This window comes from Rhizobium sp. AB2/73 (assembly GCF_020871915.1).
Lineage (GTDB): Bacteria > Pseudomonadota > Alphaproteobacteria > Rhizobiales > Rhizobiaceae > Rhizobium > Rhizobium dioscoreae.
This window is the reverse complement of the sequence record NZ_CP067072.1, coordinates 256,086-276,058: the sequence shown is the minus strand read 5'-3', so window position 1 is coordinate 276,058 and position 19,973 is coordinate 256,086. Positions and strand designations below refer to the sequence as shown.

The 19,973-nt window shown below is 60.4% G+C and carries 13 protein-coding genes; 10 read left to right on the top strand and 3 right to left on the bottom strand.

The genetic code is table 11. The annotated features are described in order from the left end of the window. Positions 1-59: 59 nt before the first annotated feature. Positions 60-2,150, bottom strand: coding sequence for a bifunctional diguanylate cyclase/phosphodiesterase (locus I8E17_RS20950; protein ID WP_069610405.1), 2,091 nt, complete (start codon positions 2,148-2,150; stop codon positions 60-62). Between the two features lie 184 nt (positions 2,151-2,334). Further along, positions 2,335-3,513 (bottom strand): mannonate dehydratase, encoded by a 1,179-nt coding sequence (gene uxuA / locus I8E17_RS20945; RefSeq protein ID WP_069610404.1) that lies wholly within the window; start codon positions 3,511-3,513, stop codon positions 2,335-2,337. A 120-nt stretch (positions 3,514-3,633) separates the two neighbouring features. On the opposite strand from uxuA, the gene I8E17_RS20940 reads away from it, so the two are divergent. The 9 genes from I8E17_RS20940 to I8E17_RS20900 all read left to right on the top strand — a co-directional run bounded on the left by I8E17_RS20940 (position 3,634) and on the right by I8E17_RS20900 (position 17,512). Then, positions 3,634-4,329 (top strand): FCD domain-containing protein, encoded by a 696-nt coding sequence (locus I8E17_RS20940; RefSeq protein WP_229002175.1) that lies wholly within the window; start codon positions 3,634-3,636, stop codon positions 4,327-4,329. Between the two features lie 28 nt (positions 4,330-4,357). After that, complete coding sequence (locus I8E17_RS20935; RefSeq protein ID WP_069610402.1) at positions 4,358-6,826, top strand: glycoside hydrolase family 2 protein; 2,469 nt, start codon at positions 4,358-4,360, stop codon at positions 6,824-6,826. A 176-nt stretch (positions 6,827-7,002) separates the two neighbouring features. Further along, complete coding sequence (locus I8E17_RS20930; RefSeq protein WP_219511628.1) at positions 7,003-10,263, top strand: cellobiose phosphorylase; 3,261 nt, start codon at positions 7,003-7,005, stop codon at positions 10,261-10,263. A gap of 147 nt (positions 10,264-10,410) precedes the next feature. Continuing rightward, positions 10,411-11,067, top strand: coding sequence for a DUF2161 family putative PD-(D/E)XK-type phosphodiesterase (locus tag I8E17_RS20925; RefSeq protein ID WP_069610479.1), 657 nt, complete (start codon positions 10,411-10,413; stop codon positions 11,065-11,067). A gap of 261 nt (positions 11,068-11,328) precedes the next feature. Continuing rightward, on the top strand, positions 11,329-12,828 hold the full coding sequence (locus I8E17_RS20920) for a DegQ family serine endoprotease (protein WP_069610400.1): 1,500 nt from the start codon (positions 11,329-11,331) through the stop codon (positions 12,826-12,828). Positions 12,829-13,160: 332 nt separating this feature from the next. After that, complete coding sequence (locus I8E17_RS20915) at positions 13,161-13,790, top strand: DnaJ domain-containing protein (RefSeq protein WP_069610399.1); 630 nt, start codon at positions 13,161-13,163, stop codon at positions 13,788-13,790. A 226-nt stretch (positions 13,791-14,016) separates the two neighbouring features. After that, complete coding sequence (locus I8E17_RS20910) at positions 14,017-15,510, top strand: lipopolysaccharide biosynthesis protein (RefSeq protein WP_069610398.1); 1,494 nt, start codon at positions 14,017-14,019, stop codon at positions 15,508-15,510. A 77-nt stretch (positions 15,511-15,587) separates the two neighbouring features. Next, positions 15,588-16,403 carry a galactosyl transferase gene (locus tag I8E17_RS20905; RefSeq protein WP_069610397.1) on the top strand — a complete coding sequence of 272 codons (816 nt, stop codon included), beginning with the start codon at positions 15,588-15,590 and terminating at the stop codon, positions 16,401-16,403. A 38-nt stretch (positions 16,404-16,441) separates the two neighbouring features. After that, positions 16,442-17,512 (top strand): acyltransferase, encoded by a 1,071-nt coding sequence (locus I8E17_RS20900; protein ID WP_069610396.1) that lies wholly within the window; start codon positions 16,442-16,444, stop codon positions 17,510-17,512. A 9-nt stretch (positions 17,513-17,521) separates the two neighbouring features. Here I8E17_RS20900 and I8E17_RS20895 read toward each other — a convergent pair whose 3' ends face one another. After that, on the bottom strand, positions 17,522-18,850 hold the full coding sequence (locus tag I8E17_RS20895) for a PLP-dependent aminotransferase family protein (RefSeq protein ID WP_069610395.1): 1,329 nt from the start codon (positions 18,848-18,850) through the stop codon (positions 17,522-17,524). A gap of 100 nt (positions 18,851-18,950) precedes the next feature. Between I8E17_RS20895 and I8E17_RS20890 the strand changes: the two genes are divergently transcribed. Then, positions 18,951-19,928 (top strand): ABC transporter substrate-binding protein, encoded by a 978-nt coding sequence (locus I8E17_RS20890; RefSeq protein ID WP_069610394.1) that lies wholly within the window; start codon positions 18,951-18,953, stop codon positions 19,926-19,928. The last annotated feature ends 45 nt before the right edge of the window (positions 19,929-19,973 follow it).

Sequence of the window (19,973 nt, the reverse complement as noted above, 5' to 3'; positions counted from 1 at the left end):
AACAAGGTACCAAATTTTTTTGGTTATTATTTGCGACGGCCGCCCGAACGTTTCGGCGATCATACATGCGCTGTTTTTCGGGCACGTAACGTCGGGGCGGGATAGGCCTCACGGAGAATTCGCGCCAGGGCATCCTCGCGTGGCATTGGCCGCCCAAGCAGGAAACCCTGCACCTCGTGATAGCCCTCGGCCCGCAATTTTGCCAATTGCGCCTCCGTCTCGATGCCTTCGGCCAATGTCGTGGCATTGAAGCCCGATGCTATACCGACAACGGCCCGCACGATGGCAAGATTGCCGGGATCGGCATCCATGCCGGCGACGAAGCTCCGGTCGAGCTTGATCTTGTCGAAAGAGAAGGAGCGCAGATAGCTGAGCGAGGAATAGCCCGTACCGAAATCATCGATCGCGATGCGAATACCGAGCTCCTTGAGCGCACGCAGCAGCGACAGGCTTTGCTCGACCTCGGAAAGCAGGATGGATTCCGTCACCTCGATTTCCAGGCGTCCGGGACAAAGACCTGTCTCGCTCAGCGCTGAAACGACGGTGGCCAGCAGGCTCGAATGACGGAATTGATAGACCGAGAGATTGATTGCCACTTTCAGGTTGCCGGGCCACTCCATGGCGGTCCGGCAAGCCTCCCGCAGCACCCAGTCGCCGATCGGAACGATCATCCCCGTTTCTTCGGCGATGGGGATGAATTCTGCCGGCGAGATGAGTCCGCGCTTCGGATGGCGCCAGCGGATCAGAGCTTCGAAGCCGGAGAGAGTATCTTGGTCCAGGCGAATGATCGGCTGGTAATGAAGTTCGAATTCGTCGTTCTGCAACGCCTCACGAAGCTCCAGCGTGAGCTGGTGGCGGCGCTCGGCTTCGAGCCGCATCTCCGTCTGGTAGAACCGATAGGTCGAACGGCCGCTCGTCTTGGCGGCATAGAGCGCCAGATCCGCGTCCCGCATCAGCACGTCAGCATCGTTGCCGTGCTCGGGCGCAATGGCAATGCCGATGCTGCAGGTTACATGTTCGCGAACGCCGTCGAGATCGAAGGGTGCCGAGAGAGATTGCAACAACAGGTCGGCGAAGCGCCGGGCTCGCCCGGCATCCGTCATCCGCAAAACCAGCGCGAACTCGTCGCCCCCCAGGCGCGCAACCAGATCGCTCCTCTCGGCAAGCTGCTGGAGGCGTTCGGCAACCTGGCGCAGGAGCATGTCGCCGGCGGCATGGCCCTTGCTGTCGTTGATATGCTTGAAATGATCGACATCGATATAGAGCAGCGCGATTGGCTTTTCCGGCCTCGCGGCAGCCACCTGCCGCACGATGTTCTCGGAAAAGAAAGCTCTGTTCGGAAGCCCGGTCAAGGAATCATGCATGGCAAGATGCGCAAGCCTTGCCTCGACGCTGCGCTCCTCGGTCACATCCTGGGAAATGCCGAGAACATAGCGCGGCGCTTGCCCTGACGGGGCGGGAAGCGCCCGCTTCGCGGTTTTCAGGATACGCAACACGCCATCCACCGTGTGAATGGTTTCCTCGAAGTAGACGGTTTCGGCGGTTTCGAAGGCAAGCTTGTCCTGCTCCCGGAAAAGCGCCGTCTGCTCATCGGAAAATATCGCGCGATCCGACTTGCCGATCACATCTGGTGCTGCCTGCCCGACGATGGCGCCGCACGCCTCATTGAACAGGATATAACGACCATCCCGCTCCATATCCTTGACGAAAACGCCGACGGGGAGATTGTCGACGATGCTGTCCAGCAGCGACTGGGTGGCATCAACCTGCCGCCGTGCCGCATTGACCTCGGTGCGATCCTGCACGATCGCCAGAATCGCCATCTTGCCGTCGAAGCGGATTTCCCGCCCATAGGTCAGAACCTCGAATGTCTCGCCATCCGCCTTCAGATGCGTCCAGCGTTGCGCCGTCTCGATGTCGGTGCGGTGGTGCACCGCATCGAGCATGCGTTCGCGCTCTTCCGGAGGCCGGATATCAAGGACGGTCATGACCGCAAAAGCAGCGAGGCTATAGCCATAGAGATCGCGGGCAGCATCGTTGACGATCAGGAATTTCAGCGTCTCGGGATCATAGACCCACATCGGAGACGGATGCGTCTTGAAAAGTGACCGAAAATCGTCGTTCGGGGCGTCGGGCCAAACGGAATTCATAGGAAGGTCGACCTTGCCAATTCGAGTTTGAAGATTAGCGAATTGGGCATTGATAGACGAAAAAACTAAATAAAATCAAAATAGTAACAAGGTTAAACTTTAGGCAAAAGCCTATCGAATATGCAACGGCAGGCTTTATTCCTCCGCCCGTTTCACCGACATGGGACGGCAAATGCCGTGAGGTTCAAAGCCCTGCTTTGCCGATTGCATGGATAACGCCGTGAAGTTCGCCAAGACCTTTCAAGCGACCGATGAGGGAATAGCCGGGATTGGTCGGCTTATCGATATCGTCGCCGATCAGATGTCCATGGTCCGGCCGCATCGGGATCATATGGTCTTCCCGGCCTTCCTCGCGACGCCGTGCCTCCTCCGTGAGCAATGTGCGCAGGATGGCATACATATCGCTGCGCCCCTCCAAATGGGAGGCCTCCACGAATGAACCATCGGCTTCGAGCGCAACGTCGCGCAGATGCGCGAAATTGATGCGCGAGGCGAATTCACTTGCGATAGCAAACACATCATTGTCGGCGCGAGAGCCAAGAGATCCGACACAGAGCGTCAAACCGTTGGCCGGATCGTCGACATTGCCGAGGATGCGGCGCAGATCCGACGCCGTCGAGACGACGCGCGGCAGGCCAAAAAGCGAGATGGGCGGATCGTCGGGATGAATCGCAAGCCTCGCGCCAAGCTCTGCGGCAACCGGCACGATCTCGTGCAGAAAGGCTTCGAGATTGGCCTGGAGATCCCCAGCCGTCATGCCGTCGAAGAGTGCGATGGCCGAGCGGATGGCGTCACGACCATAGCTGTCTTCGCCGCCGGGAAGACCGGCGATGATGTTATTCTCCAGCCGTTGCACGGCCTCCGGCGAGAGCCCTTTCAGCCGCTCCTCGGCACGCCGCAGCAGGTCCGGCGCATAATTTTCTTCCGCACCCTTCCTGCGCAGGACGAAGACGTCATAGGCAACGAACTCCGCCATGTCGAAACGTAATGCGAGCGCGGTGGTGGGCATTTCGAAGCGCAGATCCGTGCGCGTCCAGTCGACAACAGGCATGAAATTGTAGCAGACGGTTTTGATGCCAGCGCGGGCGAGATGGGCGAGACTGTCCTTCCAGACACCAATCGCGGCCTTTGCCCCTGCCCCGCCGAGCTTGATCGCGCTTGGCACCGGGATCGATTCACAGACGCTCCAGCGCAGCCCGGCCGCTTCCACCAGCGCCTTTCGCGCCTCGATTTCGGCCGGCGTCCAGACGCGCGAATGCGAGACTTCATGCAATGCCGTGACGATGCCTGTCGCGCCGGCCTGGCGCGCATGCAAGAGCGGAACGAGATCCTTCGGACCGAACCAACGCCAGCAGCTTTCCATATGATATCCTCACTATTTGTCGGTCAAAATACCGCTGAAAAGCGAAATGTCCATCATCTCTGGTCGCTTGACGCCACTATTGACCAACAATATGCTTGCAACAACGGAGGAGAGACGGTGGTGGATACCGCTGATATCGAGGATAGAGGTTCCGCGGTCGATCAGGTGGTCGACGCGCTGCGGCGACTGATGCGCGAGCGCAATCTCGGTCTCGGAGACGCACTGCCCTCGGAAGCCGAGCTCGCTTCCATGTTCAATGCAAGCCGCAATACGGTGCGCGAAGCGATCCGCATCCTGAAGGCCTATGGCATTGTCGAAAGCCGCCAGAAGGTCGGCGCGGTAATTACGGACCGCCGCCAGCAGGCACTGATGGATCTCTTCTCCTTCGCTATCGACATCTCGGCGGAGAGCTTTGTCGATATCCAGGGATTTCGTCGCCTCATCGAGGTCAATCTCAGCGATCTTCTGTTCGAAACGCTTGATGAGGTCGCCATCGACAGGCTTCGCTCCATCAACGACGCGATGAAGACCGCATCGACATTGGCCGAGGCTGCGGAACTTGATTTCAGGTTTCATGCCGCCCTTGTCGGCTTCGCCGGCAATCGGACCCTGTCACAAGTCTATGGCATTCTGCAGCCATTGTTGCAGCGGCTGATGGAGGCGGGCAAGCGCTCCCGCGAGGCTGTCGACAGCGCCTATCATGACCATCGCGCCATCATCGAAGCGTTGGAACAACGGGATCGAATCGCTTACGCCTATCACATGAACCGCCACCTGCAGGCGGGCCTGCAATTCATCGCGCCGAAGGCTGTTTGAGACATCCCTTCCATCACGGATACATGACATGAAAAGACAGACGCTCGACACCGGCTGGACCATCTCACGCCTTCGCGCGCCCTCCAGCGCACCGGCCCTGCCCAATTCGATCCCCGCGACCGTCCCGGGCAACGTTCATCTCGACCTAATGGCGGCGCAGCTGATCACCGATCCCTATCTCGACGTCAACGAGATCTCGCAGGACTGGATTGGGCGTTCCGCCTGGCGCTATCGTCTGGCCTTCGACTGGGATGGTGAGGACGCCGAGCGAATCGATCTCTCCTGCCTGGGCCTCGACACGGCGGCACGCCTGGAACTGAACGGCAGTTTGCTTGGCGAAACCCGCAACATGCATCGCAGCTACCGCTTCGACATCGGCGACCACCTGAAAAGCGGCCGCAACGAGCTGATCGTCGATTTCCAATCCGCCTATGAACATGGCGAGGAAGTGCGCAAGCAGCTGGGCAGCGCCGCCGATATTCCCCAGAATTATCCCGGCCCAAGCAATCTCATCCGCAAGATGGCCTGCAACTTCGGCTGGGACTGGGGTCCGACCGTCGTCACTTCGGGCATCTGGAAACCGATCCTGATCGAGAGCTGGTCGAAGGCCCGTCTCGGCAGCGTCCGGCCGGAAATCACCCTGCAAGGCAGCCAAGGCGTCGCGCGCCTTCATGTCGAAATGGAATGGGCCGACAAGGGCACGGATAGCGTGGCGCTCGTGCTCTCCATCGGCGGCAAGCGCGCGGAAGTACGCGTTGCGCAGGGGGAGACCCACGCGCTGATCGAATGCCGCATCGATAATCCGCAGGTCTGGTGGCCACACGGCATGGGCGGTCAGCCGCTTTACGATCTCGACCTGCAGCTGCTCGGCTCGGATGGTGCGGCGCTCGACGGCTGGAAGCGGCGCGTCGGCTTCCGCTCCGTGCGGTTGGATACGACGCCCGATGAGGTCGGCTCCGCCTTCACCCTCGTCGTCAACGATGTGCCGGTCTTTGCCCGCGGCGCCAACTGGATTCCCGACGATTGCTTCCTGCCGCGCGTGACGCGAGAACGCTATCGCGAGCGGATCGCCCAGGCGCGGGATGCCAATATGAACATGCTGCGCGTCTGGGGCGGCGGCATCTATGAGACCGATACGTTCTACGAGGAATGCGATGCCGCCGGCATCATGGTCTGGCAGGATTTCCTGTTTGCCTGCGCCACCTATCCCGAAGAAGAGCCGGTCTACAGCGAGATCGAGGCTGAGGCGCGCGAGGCGATCACAAGGCTCATGCCCTATGCCTCGCTGGTGATCTGGAACGGCAACAACGAGAATATCTGGGGCTATTTCGATTGGGGCTGGCAGGACGTGCTGGGCAATCGCCCCTGGGGCGCCGGTTACTACCTCGACCTCCTGCCGAAGCTGGTCGCCGAGATCGATCCGACCCGGCCCTACTGGCCGGGCAGCCCCTATTCCGGCTCGATGGAGATCGCGCCGAATGCCGATGAGCACGGCTGCAGGCATATCTGGGATGTCTGGAACGAGGTGGGCTACGAGACTTACCGCAACTATATCCCGCGCTTCTGCTCTGAATTCGGCTGGCAGGCGCCGCCGACCTTCGCAACACTTGCCCAATCCGTTCGCGAGAAGGATCGCGCCCCGGCCTCTCCCGCGGTCCTGCATCACCAGAAGGCAACCGGCGGCAACGACAAGCTGCTGCAAGGATTGGAAGGCTGGTTTCCCCACCCGCAGAATTTCGACGACTGGCTCTTCGTCACCCAGCTGAACCAGGCGCGCGCAATCAGCTACGGCATCGACCACATGCGCTCGCATCGGCCGACCTGCATGGGCACCATCGTCTGGCAGCTCAACGATTGCTGGCCTGTCACCTCCTGGGCGGCGGTCGATGGCGCTGGCAGGAAGAAGCCGCTCTGGTATGCCTTGAAGCATAGCTATGCGCCGCATCTCCTCACCATTCAGCCGCGCGGCGATGGGCTGGCCGCCGTTGCCGTCAATGACGCGACCCTGTTCTGGCGGGTGCCCTTCACGGTCGAGCGTTTCGATTTCACCGGCAAGCTGCTTGCCCGCCACCACGTCTGGCGCATCCTCTGCGACCGCTTCGAAAATACCGATATCGACATTCCGTCCGAGGTCGCGACCCCGGGCGACCCGCGCCGCGAATATCTGCGCGCTCGCCTCGGCGATGCGGAAGCCTGGTGGTTCTTCGAGAAGGACATGCAGCTGCAATATCCGCAGCCGCGTTTCGACATCGAGAGCGTGCAGACGCCGGACGGCATTGCTGTCACCATCACCGCGCAGTCCTTCCTGCGCGATGTCTGCCTGTTCGTCGATCGCATCAGCCCGAATGCCGAAGTCGACGACATGCTGGTCAATCTCGCGCCCGGCGAAAGCAGGACGTTCAAGGTCAAAGGCATTTCCAAGGAAGCCTTCGACGATGCCGATCTTTCGGCTGTTATCCGCACGGCAAACCAGGTTGCGGAGCACCCGCACCACTGACACCGGGCGCTCTCTCACAGAAAAGATCCGGCGCATTTCGCCGGATCGAGGCCTATATTTTCCGTAAGCCGTCACAAAAGATTGCGCTGGTGAATGGCGAATTGCCTCCTATGATCGGGCGCCGCCTTGTGATCTAGTGCCCATCATCCGATCCATGAATCAGCGAGATCACGCTTATGTCCTCGGACACCAATCGCAGCTTTCAAACGCCCCGCCGCGAAGAACTTGGCCTTATCACGCTCGGCAATACCGCCGGTCTTTCGGCTTCGGCGCTGCCGAACGGCACACTGTTTTCGATCGACTTTGCCGACCAGCAAGGCGGCGTCATGATCAATCAGGTGCTCGGATCGGCTGTCTATGGCGGCATTGGCCGGCTCTATCTGCGCATCGGCGGGCCTAAACCGGAGACGGCCGAAATCGTCGGCCCGAAAGCTACGGTAGAGTTCGGCCATGGCAAGGGCGGCTTTTCCTGGAGCGGCGAAACGGAAGGCGTACGACACACCGTCAGCCTCCGGCTGCATCCGAGCCAGACCGCATGGTTCTGGCAAATTTCGCTGGAAAACAGCACCAACGCGACGCTTTCGGCCGATCTCATTCTCGTTCAGGATATCGGCCTCGGTGATCGCGGCTTCCTGATGAACAGCGAGGCCTATGCCTCACAATATATCGACCATCACATCGCCACCCATTCCGCCTTCGGTCCTGTCATCATGAATCGACAAAACCTTAAGCAGGGCGGCGGGCGAAATCCGTGGCTTGCGCAAGGCTGCCTTGAGGGTGCCGCGGCTTACGCGACAGATGCAATCCAGCTGCTCGTGCCCTCCAAGAGCAATGATGGCGTCATGGTGCCGGATTTCGGCGCCAGCCTGCCGAGCACGCGCCGCCAGCATGAGGTCGCCTGCCCGACAATTCAGTCGAAGCCGCTTTCGCTCCCGGCAGGTGGCGCCGCCGCGACGACCTTCTTCGGCCTCTTCATCGCCGATCATCCGGCCGCTTCCAGCGATGCCGACCTTGCCCATCTCGATAGCCTGCCGAAACTTCAGGGGGAATTGGCGATCGATACGATTGCTGCCGCTCAATCGGCACGCAGTCTCGTGCAGGATGCCCCTCTTGTCGAAAGCGACAACCTGGATCAGGCCGCTGTTGAGGCGCTTTATCCAAAGCGGATGCTGGAGGAGCACGCCGATGGAAAGCTGATCTCCTTCTTCGTATCGGATGGGGCGCACAACAGGCACATCGTGCTCCAGGAAAAAGAACGCCTGGTGGCTCGCCGCCAGGGCGCCATCGTTCGCAGCGGCCAGAATATGCTGCTCGACGACCAGACGCTGGCCGCCACCTGCTGGATGCAGGGCATCTTCGCCGCACAGCTGACCATAGGGAACACCTCCTTCCACAAGCTGTTCTCGGTCTCGCGCGATCCCTACAATCTGACGCGGTCGAGCGGCCTGCGCATTCTCGTCGACCTTGGCGACGGCTGGCGCCTGCTCGGCGTGCCCGCTGCCTTCGAAATGGGGCTCAGCGATACCAAGTGGATCTACAAGCTCCCCGATCGCACCATCATCGTTTCGGCAATCGCCTCCGGCGACGATCCGGCCATGCAATGGAGCGTCTCCGTCGAGGGTGAAGCCTGCCGTTTCCTCGTCTTCGGCCATATCGTTCTTGGCGAGCGCGACTATGAAGCCGTGGCAAACATCGCAGTCGACGCGGCCGCCAAGCGCATCTCCTTCCGGCCGCAGCCATCCTGGCTCTGGGATCGGTATCCGAAGGCCGGCTATCACCTCGTCACGTCGACGCCGGATGCCTTCGAAACCGTTGGCGGCGATGAGCTGCTTTATACCGATGGCACCACCCGCAACGGCCCGTTCATCGCCCTGAAATCGCGCGCGACGAAGGCACTACGCTTTGCCGTCACGGGCTCGATGACCGACCCGGATGCGGCGGAAGCCCTTGCCGCGCGCTACAGCGCAGGTGTCGAAAGCGAAGAGATGCTCGCACCCGCGCAACGCTTCTGGAGTCATGTGACGCGGGGCGCCCTCATCGAGGGCGACGGCCGCGATGTGGCGGCACAGGCGATCATGCTGCCCTGGATCGCGCATGACGCCATCGTGCATTTGAGCGTGCCGCACGGGCTCGAACAATATACGGGGGCAGCCTGGGGAACGCGCGACGTCTGCCAAGGGCCGATCGAGTTTCTGCTCGCCTACGAGCATGACGAAGAAGTCCGGCAGATCCTTTTGACGCTCTTTTCCGAGCAGTATCGCGATCGCGGCGACTGGCCGCAATGGTTCATGCTCGAGCCTTATGCCAATATCCGCGCCGGCGAGGCTCACGGCGATATCGTCGTCTGGCCGCTGAAGGCGCTCTGCGATTATATCGAAGCGACCGGCGACATCGCTTTCCTTGCAGAAACCGTGCCGTGGCGTGCCGACGACACCATACAGCTGACGTCGGAACGCGCGACGATCTCCGATCACATCGAAAAACTGCTGGACACCGTACGCAGCCGCTTCGTGCCGGGCACGAGCCTCATCCGCTATGGCGAGGGCGACTGGAACGACAGCCTGCAGCCGGCCGATCCGCATCTGCGCGACTGGATGGTCAGCAGCTGGACCGTTTCACTTCTGTATGAACAGCTGGTGCGCTATGCCAATATCCTGACACTCGCCAGCCGCAACGAGGAAGCGCAGTCGCTGCAAGCGACTGCGGTCGCCATGCGCGCCGATTTCAACCGGCTCCTGATGCGTGACGGCATCGTTGCCGGCTACGGGGTCTTCGATCCGAGCCATGACGGCGTCGAATTGCTTCTGCATCCAGAGGATACGCGCACGGGCCTGCATTATTCGCTGATCGCGATGACGCAGCCGATGATCGGCGGCCTGTTCACGCCCGATCAGCGCCATGCCCATATGAAGATCATCCGCGAGAACCTGCTGTTCCCGGACGGCGTGCGGCTGATGGAAAAACCGGCAACCTATTCCGGCGGCCCAGAGAAGCTCTTCCGGCGTGCCGAATCCTCCTCCTTCTTCGGCCGCGAGATCGGGCTCATGTATGTGCATGCGCATCTGCGCTACTGCGAAGCCTTGGCGCTCGACGACGATGCGGAGGCCGTGTGGGCGGCACTCGCGCTCGCCAATCCGATCGCGGTCAGTGGGCGCGTGGAACATGCGTCGCTGCGCCAGCGCAATACCTATTTCAGCAGCAGCGATGCGGCCTTCGACGACCGCTATCAGGCTTCCGCGGAATGGACGCGCGTCAAGGCCGGCGATATCGCCGTCGATGGCGGCTGGCGCATCTATTCGAGCGGCCCCGGCCTCTATACCAAGAGCCTCATCGGCAATATCTTCGGTTTCAAGCGGCAATTCGGGCAGCGCATCCGCAAGCCGTTGTTGCCGGCTTCGATCGGCGCCTGCGACGTCAAGCTGGATTTCAAGGCGTAAGCTACACGTGAGAGGGGCCTGGTCATCGGCCCTTTCACACGCCTGCAATATTCGCCTTTACAGCAAGAGCCGCTTCGCACCTTTATCGACCGTCTGGTTAACCGAATCGGCTAACCTTGTCCGGACATGCAAAGCCCGGAGGCGGATTTGGAAACGGCGCTCTATCTCCCCATCAAGTCATTTCTCGAAGCCGCCGGCTATGCGGTGAAAGGCGAAATCGGCGGCTGCGACCTTGTTGGACTGACTGATGACGAGCCGCCGGTCGTGGTCATCTGCGAACTGAAGATGACCTTCAATCTCGAACTCATCCTGCAGGCGGTGGATCGCGCAGCTGCCAGCGATGAAGTTTGGATCGCCGCCCGCGTCTCGAAGAAGGGCAAGGGCCGGGAAGGCGATCGCCGGTTCCGCGACTTGTGCCGCAGGCTGGGCTTCGGCATGCTCGCCGTATCGGACAGCGACGTCGTGGATATCGTCATCAGCCCCATCGCGCCGATGCCGCGCAAGAACGCACGGCGCAGATCACGCCTTGTCGACGAACATCGCCGGCGCAAGGGTGACCCGGCACTCGGCGGCAGCACCCGCAAGCCGATCATGACCGCCTACCGCCAACAGGCCCTTGCCTGCGCCGCCGCTATCGAAAACGGCGTGCAGCGCCCGAAGGATATGCGCGAGGCGGCGCCGAAGGCCCCACAAATTCTAAGGGATAATGTCTATGGCTGGTTCGAGCGCATCGACCGCGGCATCTACGCACTGACGGAGCTTGGAACAGAGGCCCTCAAGCGTTGGCCGGCAGCGCAGCTTTAAATATGGAAAATTTCCGGCCGTCCAACATTAAATTCATGTAATATCTTAAAATTTTGCAATAAAAACATGATCAATATTTAATTTGTAAAAGTTAATTGGCGGATCATATTAACACCAAGCGCCAATTCAAATCTATACTTTGCTTCCCGTAGTAAAAACGGGAAACAAAGTCGCTCGCAAAATTGACGCGGACCAATCGCAGCCCATCCCCGATATGGACGGGCCGCCAAACCGTCAACGATCTCGCAAGGGACTTTTGCCATGCCTTCTCTTCTCCGCAAACATCGCACAGCCGCCATCGTCGGTGCCGCTATCATCGTCGGCGCAGGCGCATTGCCTTTTGCCTTCAGCACATCCGCAACCCTCGCCTCGGCGGCAGAGCCGGCCGGCATCATCGCGCCCGGCGGCTCCTTCGCTCCGATCGTCGACGCCGACAAACCGGCCGTCGTCACCGTCACCACCACCATGAAGGCGACCGACACCAGCGCCGAAAGCAATTCGCCGATGGACGAGCAGTTTCGGCAATTCTTCGAAAATCAGGGCGTCCCGTTCCCGAAGCAGATGCCGCGCCAGCAACAGAACCAGCGCGCCATGGCGCTCGGCTCCGGCTTTATCATCAGCCCGGACGGCGTCATCGTCACCAACAACCACGTCATTCAGAACGCCGTCGACATCAAGGTGACGCTCGATGACGGCACCGAGCTGCCTGCCAAGCTTTTGGGAGCCGATGCCAAATCCGATCTTGCCGTCCTGAAGATCAACGCGCCGAAGCCGCTCGCCACCATCGCCTGGGGTGATTCCGACAAGCTGAAGCTTGGCGACCAGATTCTGGCGATCGGCAACCCCTTCGGTATCGGCACGACCGTTACCGCCGGCATCGTCTCGGCCCGCGGCCGCGACCTGCACAGCGGCCCCTATGACGATTTCATCCAGATCGATGCCCCCATCAACCACGGCAATTCCGGCGGGCCGCTGGTCGACCGCGAAGGCAATGTCGTCGGCATCAACACCGCTATTTACTCGCCGAATGGCGGCAGCGTCGGCGTCGGCTTTGCCATTCCCTCCGACGAGGCCAAGGCGATCGTCGCAAAGCTCGAGAAGAACGGCTCGATCGATCACGGCTATCTCGGCGTCGCCATACAGCCGGTGACCTCGGATATCGCCAATGCCATGGGCCTCTCGCAGACCCAGGGTGCGCTCGTTGCCAGCGTCAACGACGATACGCCAGCCTCACGCGCCGGCATCAAGAGCGGCGACATCGTTACCGCCGTCGGCAACGAGGCCGTCAAGACGCCGAAGGATCTGTCGCGGCTGGTCGCCGATCTCTCCCCCGGCGACAAGCGTTCAGTCACACTGTGGCGCGACGGCAAGAGCATGGACGTCAATGTCACCATCGGCGGCAATGACGACGGCAAGCAGGCTGCCAACGACGCGGGCGACGGCAAGGTGCAGCCGTCCAACCAGCCAAGCATCGGCGTCGGCCTTGCCAACCTCACACCCGATGTACGTGAGCAGCTGAATCTGCCGCATGGTGTCGAAGGCGCCGTTGTTGCCAGTGTCAATCCGGACAAGCCCGCCGCTGCGGCCGGCATCCAGACCGGTGACATCATCGTTTCGGTCAACGACCAGCCGGTGCATAACGCCCATGAGGTGCAGACGGCCGTCGCCAAGGCCGGCAAGGATGGCCGCAAATCCGTGCTGCTTCTGATCGAGCGCGACGGCAACAAGACCTTCGTCGCCGTGCCTTTTTCGGCGGCTTAAAAAGCTGAGGCGGTGAATGATCGGCCCGCTTCCGTCAACGAAGCGGGCCGATTGCCGTTACGTCACCCAAAGACCCTGACGTCCCGCAAGACTGACCATTGTCAACTCTGCCGGCTCAAGCAGTCACGCTCGACCGAACGATTTGAGATGTTGAATTTCCACAGAAGAGGCTGCTCGCCTTTGACATAGGACTCTTTTTGCCCAAACTCTGCCTTTGTGATGGTACAAATAGCGCCGGAGCCGATTGAAACGGCCGGGCGGGACGTTTAAACCGCGCGGGCGATATCAGCGGCCAGGCCTTAAAACAGGAATAAGCGGCGGCAGGAGTTGGAGTGACTGATCCATACGATATTCTCGGCGTTGCGCGCGATGCGGGCGAAGAGCAAATCAAGGCGGCTTATCGCAAGCGCGCGAAGGCAGCCCATCCGGATTCCGGCGGCGATACCGACGCTTTCGCGCAGCTGCAGAAGGCCTACGAGCTTCTTCTCGATCCCGTTCGCCGCAAGGTGTTCGACGATACCGGCTATGACGTCGAACTGACCGATGCCGTCGACTTGCAGGCGCTGGTCGCCATCGAAAAGCTGATTACCGAGATAGTGCTGGACGAGCGGGAACCCGGCACATTCGATCCGGTCGCCAAGATGCGGGCGAGCCTTCTGGAAGAAATTCGCAAGGCGAATTTCAGCAAGAGCGAGCTCGAGCGACACTCCAATCGCATCGGCCTTCATCTCGATCGGCTCGGCAAGCGCCCCGGCAAGGACGTGGTCGGACACATGCTGCGCGCCCGCATCAAGGCGATCGCCACCGCGATCAGCGAAACGGAAGCCAAGATCGGCGCCAGCGAACGCGCCTGCGACATGCTCGAAGGCTATCTTTACGAGATGAACGAGCCTCAGGATGAAGCCGATGCTGCTCCCGAAATCGAATGGGACGAGCCAAGGGTCCGCTCGGTCGCGCAGTGAATGCGGCGCTTTTCGCCGCTCTGAAGAGATAAAATTCGCGTTTGCCTTGATCGCGAAATCACTTTCAGCAACGCAATGTTGCAATGCAACAATTCTCCCTAGACAAATCGAGGGGCTGGCCTAGATCAAGCATCCAACACGCCGTCCTGCTCCATCGAATGATGGCGAAGCGGCAATGGCGGGCGCCGGATCTCCGGCATCCGCTGCAGATCTAAAACGGCGAGGTATGCGATTGCTGGCGTCCGAAGCGGATGAAGTCGTCTTTGAACACTTAAGCGAAAACCGGTCACGGGCCGCATTGAGGGGCGCCTTCTGGTCGGCGCTGGATACGCTTATCCCGACGGCACTCAACAGCCTTGTCTTCGTCGTCACCTCCCGTTTCCTTCTGCCGCAGGATTTCGGCCTGGTAGCGCTCGCCTTCGCCATCGTCAGTTTCGCCTCCGGCTTCGGCCCGACGGCCTTCGGCGAGGCACTGATCCAGCAGAAATCCATTCGGCGCAGCCATCTCGATACGGTCTTTTGGCTATCCTTCGTCTCCGCGGCGATCCTCTATGCCGCGCTGTTTCTGCTTTCGCCGTTTCTCGCCCATTGGGTAGGACATGACGATATCGTCAAACTGCTGCTGATTATCGGCCTGAAAATCTTCTTCGATATGATGATCATCGTGCCCAATGCCTTGATCGGCCGCACGATGTCCTTTCATCTTGCTGCGGCCCGCACCGCGATCGCCACCTCTGTTTCGGCGATCATCTGTCTCTCGCTGGTTTTCGCCGGTTTCGGCCTGTGGGCGCTTGCGATTGCCCAGATCGCAGCACCAGCGGCCGCCTGCATCGCCGCGTTCTGGGGCGCGAAATGGCTGCCTGGCTTCAGGGTAAAGCTCTCGAGCCTGCGCGAACTGCTGCATTACGGCATCTTCGCCTCGGGCAACCGCTTCCTCCAGACCATGAATCTCGACCAGCTGATTATCGGAACGCTGGTAAACCCGGCCGCTCTCGGTATCTATAATTTCGCGCGGCGGCTCTACGAGATGCTCAACAATGTCGTGGCGGGCGGGCTGAATTCGGTCAGCCACGTGCTGCTCTCCTCACTGCAGCATGATCGGGAGAAGGTGCGCGAAGCCTTCCTCATGGCGACCTTCGGCTGCTCGCTGGTGTCTTTCCCGGCGTTCATGGGGCTTGCCGCGGTCGCCGACGATGCCATTCCGCTGATCTTCGGGCCGCACTGGGCGGCCGCCGTCTGGCCGGTTCGCTTCTTCTGCGTCATCGGCCTGATGGCCGGCATCGGCATCATCCAGGCCTCCTTGATCACCAGTCAGGGCAGATCCGACTGGTGGTTCTACTATCAGCTGGTGCGCAACATCGTCTCGATCCTCACTGTACTCGTTCTTCACCAATATGGGGTGACGACCGTCGTCTTCGGGCTCATGGTCGGCGTGCTGCTGCTTTGGCCGGTGACGCTGTGGATGGTGTCGCGATTGATCGGCCTCAGCATTCTGGAATATTTCGGCCAGTTCCTGAGACCCATCGCTGCTTATCTCGGCATGCTTGTCGCCGTCTTGGCAATCTCGTCGGCGTTGATCGACCGGCCTCTCGCGGAACGCCTTGTCTGCGAAGTCCTGGTCGGTGGCCTCGCCTATTCGGCCCTCATCCTTCTCTTATGCAGGGAAAGGGTTCTCTTCCTCGTGCGGACGACGCTGCAAGGCCGTCGCGCGAAGGCATAGTAGCCGTCATCGCGAATAAGGACGGAAACAAGGCTCATTCGATCCCGCGATAGAATACCAAGTCGGAAAGGCGCCTCATGACACTGGTCACGTTCATCATTCCCGTTCGCCATCAGGCCAATTCCAATGATTGGCCGGCGCTCAAGCGACGCCTGTCGCAAACGATCGCATCGATCGCCGGGCAGTCCAACAAAAACTGGCGAGGCGTAGTCGTCGCCAATGAAGGCGCCGATCTGCCGGATCTGCCGCCGAATTTTACGGCGGAACGTGTGACCTTCCCGCCGAACCAGCTGCATGACATCGACGGTGCCGATCGCGAAAAGGTTTACGATGCGTTCCGGCTGGACAAGGGCCGCCGCGTCTTGAGCGGCATGCTTTCAGCGCGCGATACCCGCTTCTTCATGATCGTCGACGACGATGATTTCGTCAGTGCCAATATCGTCGATTTCGCCGCCAGAAATCCCGATGCCAACGGCTGGAAGATCGACCGCGGCTATCTCTGGAACGAAGGCGGCAGGCTGCTTATGCATCATAACGACTTCGCCAATTTTTGCGGGACATCGCTGATCATCCGCTCCGATCTCTATCGCCTGCCGGCGACTTTCGAGGATGCCGAGATCGATTACATCAAATCCATGCTCGGCAGCCATGTGCGCATCGGCAAGCTGCTTGCAGACGCCGGCGCGCCGCTCGGCTCGCTGCCTTTCCGCGGCGCGATCTATCGGGTCGGCCATGCCGGCGCCCACAGCAAGTCCTCCAATCTCATCAGGACTCATTTCCTGAACCGGTCGGTGCTGACAAGTCCCCGCCAGTTCCTGGGCAATCTTTCGCGGGTGCGTCCGCTTGATAAAAATTTGAGAAATGAATTTTTCGGCGTGCGCGCCGCCGGATAGCTTAGGCGTAACCTTTTCCCCCAATGAGGTTCCGATCAATGCCGGCTAATGCAACGAGACACAGATATGCCGCCCTGGATGCGATGCGCGGCCTGGCGGCCTTCGCCGTTGTCGTCTATCACCTCGACAGGCCCTATGCGCCTTCGGCCTATATCGCCGTCGATTTCTTCTTCGTGCTCAGCGGCTTCGTCATCGCCAGGGCCTATGGTGAAAAGCTCGCCGGCGGCATGACGGTGCTGGCCTTCATGAAGGCACGATACGCGCGTCTCTATCCGCTCTTCCTGATCGGCAGCGTCTACGGCCTCGTGCAATTGCTGCTGCATTGGCAGGCGGCAGGCGTCGGGCGGGCCGATCTTGCTGCAAGCATCCTGACCACCGTCTTCATGCTGCCTTCTCCAAGCTTTCTGACGCGGTCGGCCGGAGACATCTTGGCGCTTTATCCGCTGAATGGCCCGGCATGGTCGCTTTTTTGGGAACTACTCGCGAACCTCGTATTTGCGCTCATACTGTTCAGGCTAAGGACGCGGAGTCTGATCCTTATCGCGGCCGCATCTCTCGCCCTGCTGATCGGTTCGGTCCTCTTCCACAAATCGCTCGACCTCGGTTGGGAATGGCACTCCGTGGACGGCGGCTTTGCCCGCGTCTTCTTTTCCTTCACGCTCGGAATGATCATCTATCGGCTTCGAAGCAACACTGCGCTTGGCTGGACCATGAACAGCTATGCCGCCCTGCTGCCCATCGCCACGATCTTGATCTTGCTGTTTTTGCCCAGCTATTCGCTGAAATATGCGCTTGTCTTCTGCATTCTGATCTCGCCGCTCATCGTCCTTGCCGGCACCATGCTCGAACTGCCGGAGAGGCTGCAGCGGCTTGGAATCTTTCTCGGCTATCTCTCCTACCCGATCTACATGTGCCATCGCGGCTTTACCGAGATCTACGGGCATCTGATGCGCAATATCCACTTGCCGCAGCCCGTCTACATTGCGATCTATCTCGTGGCAATTTCGGTCATTTCGCTCATCTCAGCCAAGCTAGCGACTATCCTTGTCAGGTACACTTCCTCTTGGAGGGACACGCCTAAAAGCCTGGGCGCAACTTCAAGCCAATAGCTCCACCCTTCACGTATGAACGGCGGCAAGTGCGATGGCATCCGCAACATATTCGCGCCGCTCCAAGAGTTTGGCGGTCGCGACCCGCAAGTGGCTGCTGGGCAGGATCGAGAACTTGGCACCGGGATGCACTGCAATGCCCCGGGCGGCAAGCGTCACCATTGCGAAGGGCTCCGACGAGACCGGCACCCAGGCACATAATCCTTCTCCATGCCACGCATCGACGCCGCGCTCGCGAAGCGCATCGATGAGGCCTGCGCGACGTTCCCGATAGGTCCTGCGGGCATGATCGAGGCATGATGCCGTTGCCGGATCGCGCAGCAGCCAGGCAGCCGCCGCCTGCAGAATGCGGCTGGTCCAGCCGGAGCTGAAGCTGCGATAGGATTGGATCTGATCGATAATAGCGCGCGAGCTCGACAAGACGGCAAGGCGCAGATCCGGCCCATGCGTTTTCGAAAATGACAGAATATGGATGACCCGATCGGGAAAGAGATGCCCCATGGAATGGCGAGGCGAGATCGAGATGTCGGCGACACCATCGTCTTCGACGATCAACGTATCCTTGTCGCGAAGGATCTCCGCGATCCCTATCATACGTGCAGGGCTCACGCTCTGGCCCGTGACCGAATGGATGCGCGGCTGAAAGATGAAGGCGACCGGGCGATATTTCAGCGCTTCCTCCAGTGAAGACGGCAGCGGACCCTCTTCATCACATTTCACCGGAATGATGCGGGCGCCCCGATCCTCAAGAATATCGAGAAGCCGCATTCCCGTCGGGTCCTCGATCGCAACGGCGGCACCCGGCATGACAAGAGCGTTGATCAGGGTGTAGACGGCATTATAGCCGCCATTGGTTGCCAGGAACGCCTCCGGCTCATAGGGCCATGTCTTCCTGACTTCGCGCTCAAGCTCCGGCAGGATGCGGCTGCGCTCGTAGCTGTTGAGATTTTCAGCCGAGGCGCCATAGGCCATCGCGGCCTCCAGCTTCGGCAGCAGTTGCACATCGGGAACGGCGGCAGTCAGATTGAGGGCGCCGGAGCCATAATCACCAACGCTTGCCAGCCGTGCCGGCTGGGCGACAAAGCGGTCGCCGCTGACCCAGGTGCCATTCCGGCCGCGCCCGCTGATGATCTTCTGGCGTCTGAGTTCGCTCCAGGCTTCCGATAGGGTTGCCGGGCTCACACCAAGGGCAAAGGCCAGGTCGCGGAGCGGCGGCAGCTTGGTGCCAACAGGCAGGGCACCGGCTCGGATGAGTGCGCTCGTCTCGAGCGCAATGCCGCGAATGGTCCGATCGCTCAATTTCGAGGCAAACCAATTCGCATCCCGAGCTTCGCTCATTTTCGCACCATTTTTAATGTTCAATAACGTAATAACATTTGATCGACCTATATTGAACATTTACTCGTTGAGAAAACAAGTTTTCCCGCGAGTGAATTTCATGCCGCTTACTCTCCGCCTTGCCCTGCGTGACTGGGACTATATGACCCCTCTGGTCCTGGGCGATGTCTCTTCCCCAAAACTCGCCATTAGGGTGGACCGGGTCGGCACGCTGATCTCGCATGTCGGCAAGAGCGACGCCTATGACGCGGCGGAAACGTCCTTCAGCCGCTACACGCAGATGCGCATCGACGGCGATGAGAGCGTGGTCGGCATCCCGAATTTCATCATGCGCGGCTTCCGCCATCGCTGCGTCATCACCACCAAGGAAAGCCCGATCACAAGCTTTGCCGAGCTCGCCGGCAAGCGCATCGGCGTCACCGGCTGGCGCGACTCCGGCAATACCTGGACTCGGGCAGCACTACGGCGCGAAGGCGTCGGCGTCGAAGATGCCATGTGGTATGCCGGCCGGCTGACCGAAGCCCATCCGATCACCGATCGCCTCGACGGCTTCGGCCGCCCCGGCCGCATCGAAGCAGCACCCGGCGAAAGGCCGATGGTGGAGCTCCTGAGGGACGGCGAGCTAGACGCGATCTTCACGCCCTTCATGCCGGACGGCTATTTCGCCGGCAATTCCGGCTTCCGCCAGCTGCTGCCGGATTTCCGCGCTGCCGAGCATCGCTATTTTGCCGATGTGGGCTATGTACCCGGCATGCACCTGATCGGCTTGAAGGCCGAGCTCGTCGCCGAGCATCCCTGGGTTATGGGCGAACTGAGCGCTCTTATCGATGAATCGCAACGCATGTGGCTCAGCAAGCGGCGCAAATATGCGGACACCACGCCCTTCATGCTCGACGAGCTCTTAAAATCGGCAACCGAGCTGCCCGAAGGGTGGGATGCGAGCGGCTTTGCCGCCAACCGCAAGATGATCGCCGATTTCGCCGGGGAGCTGCATGTGCAAGGCATTCTGCCGCGGCTGATGACGCCGGAGGAACTCTTCCCGTTCGACGTCGACGGCAGCCGGACGAGCGCTGCCTGACCACCGACTGAAAAATCAGAGACGCAAAGTAAAAAGGGGAATGAA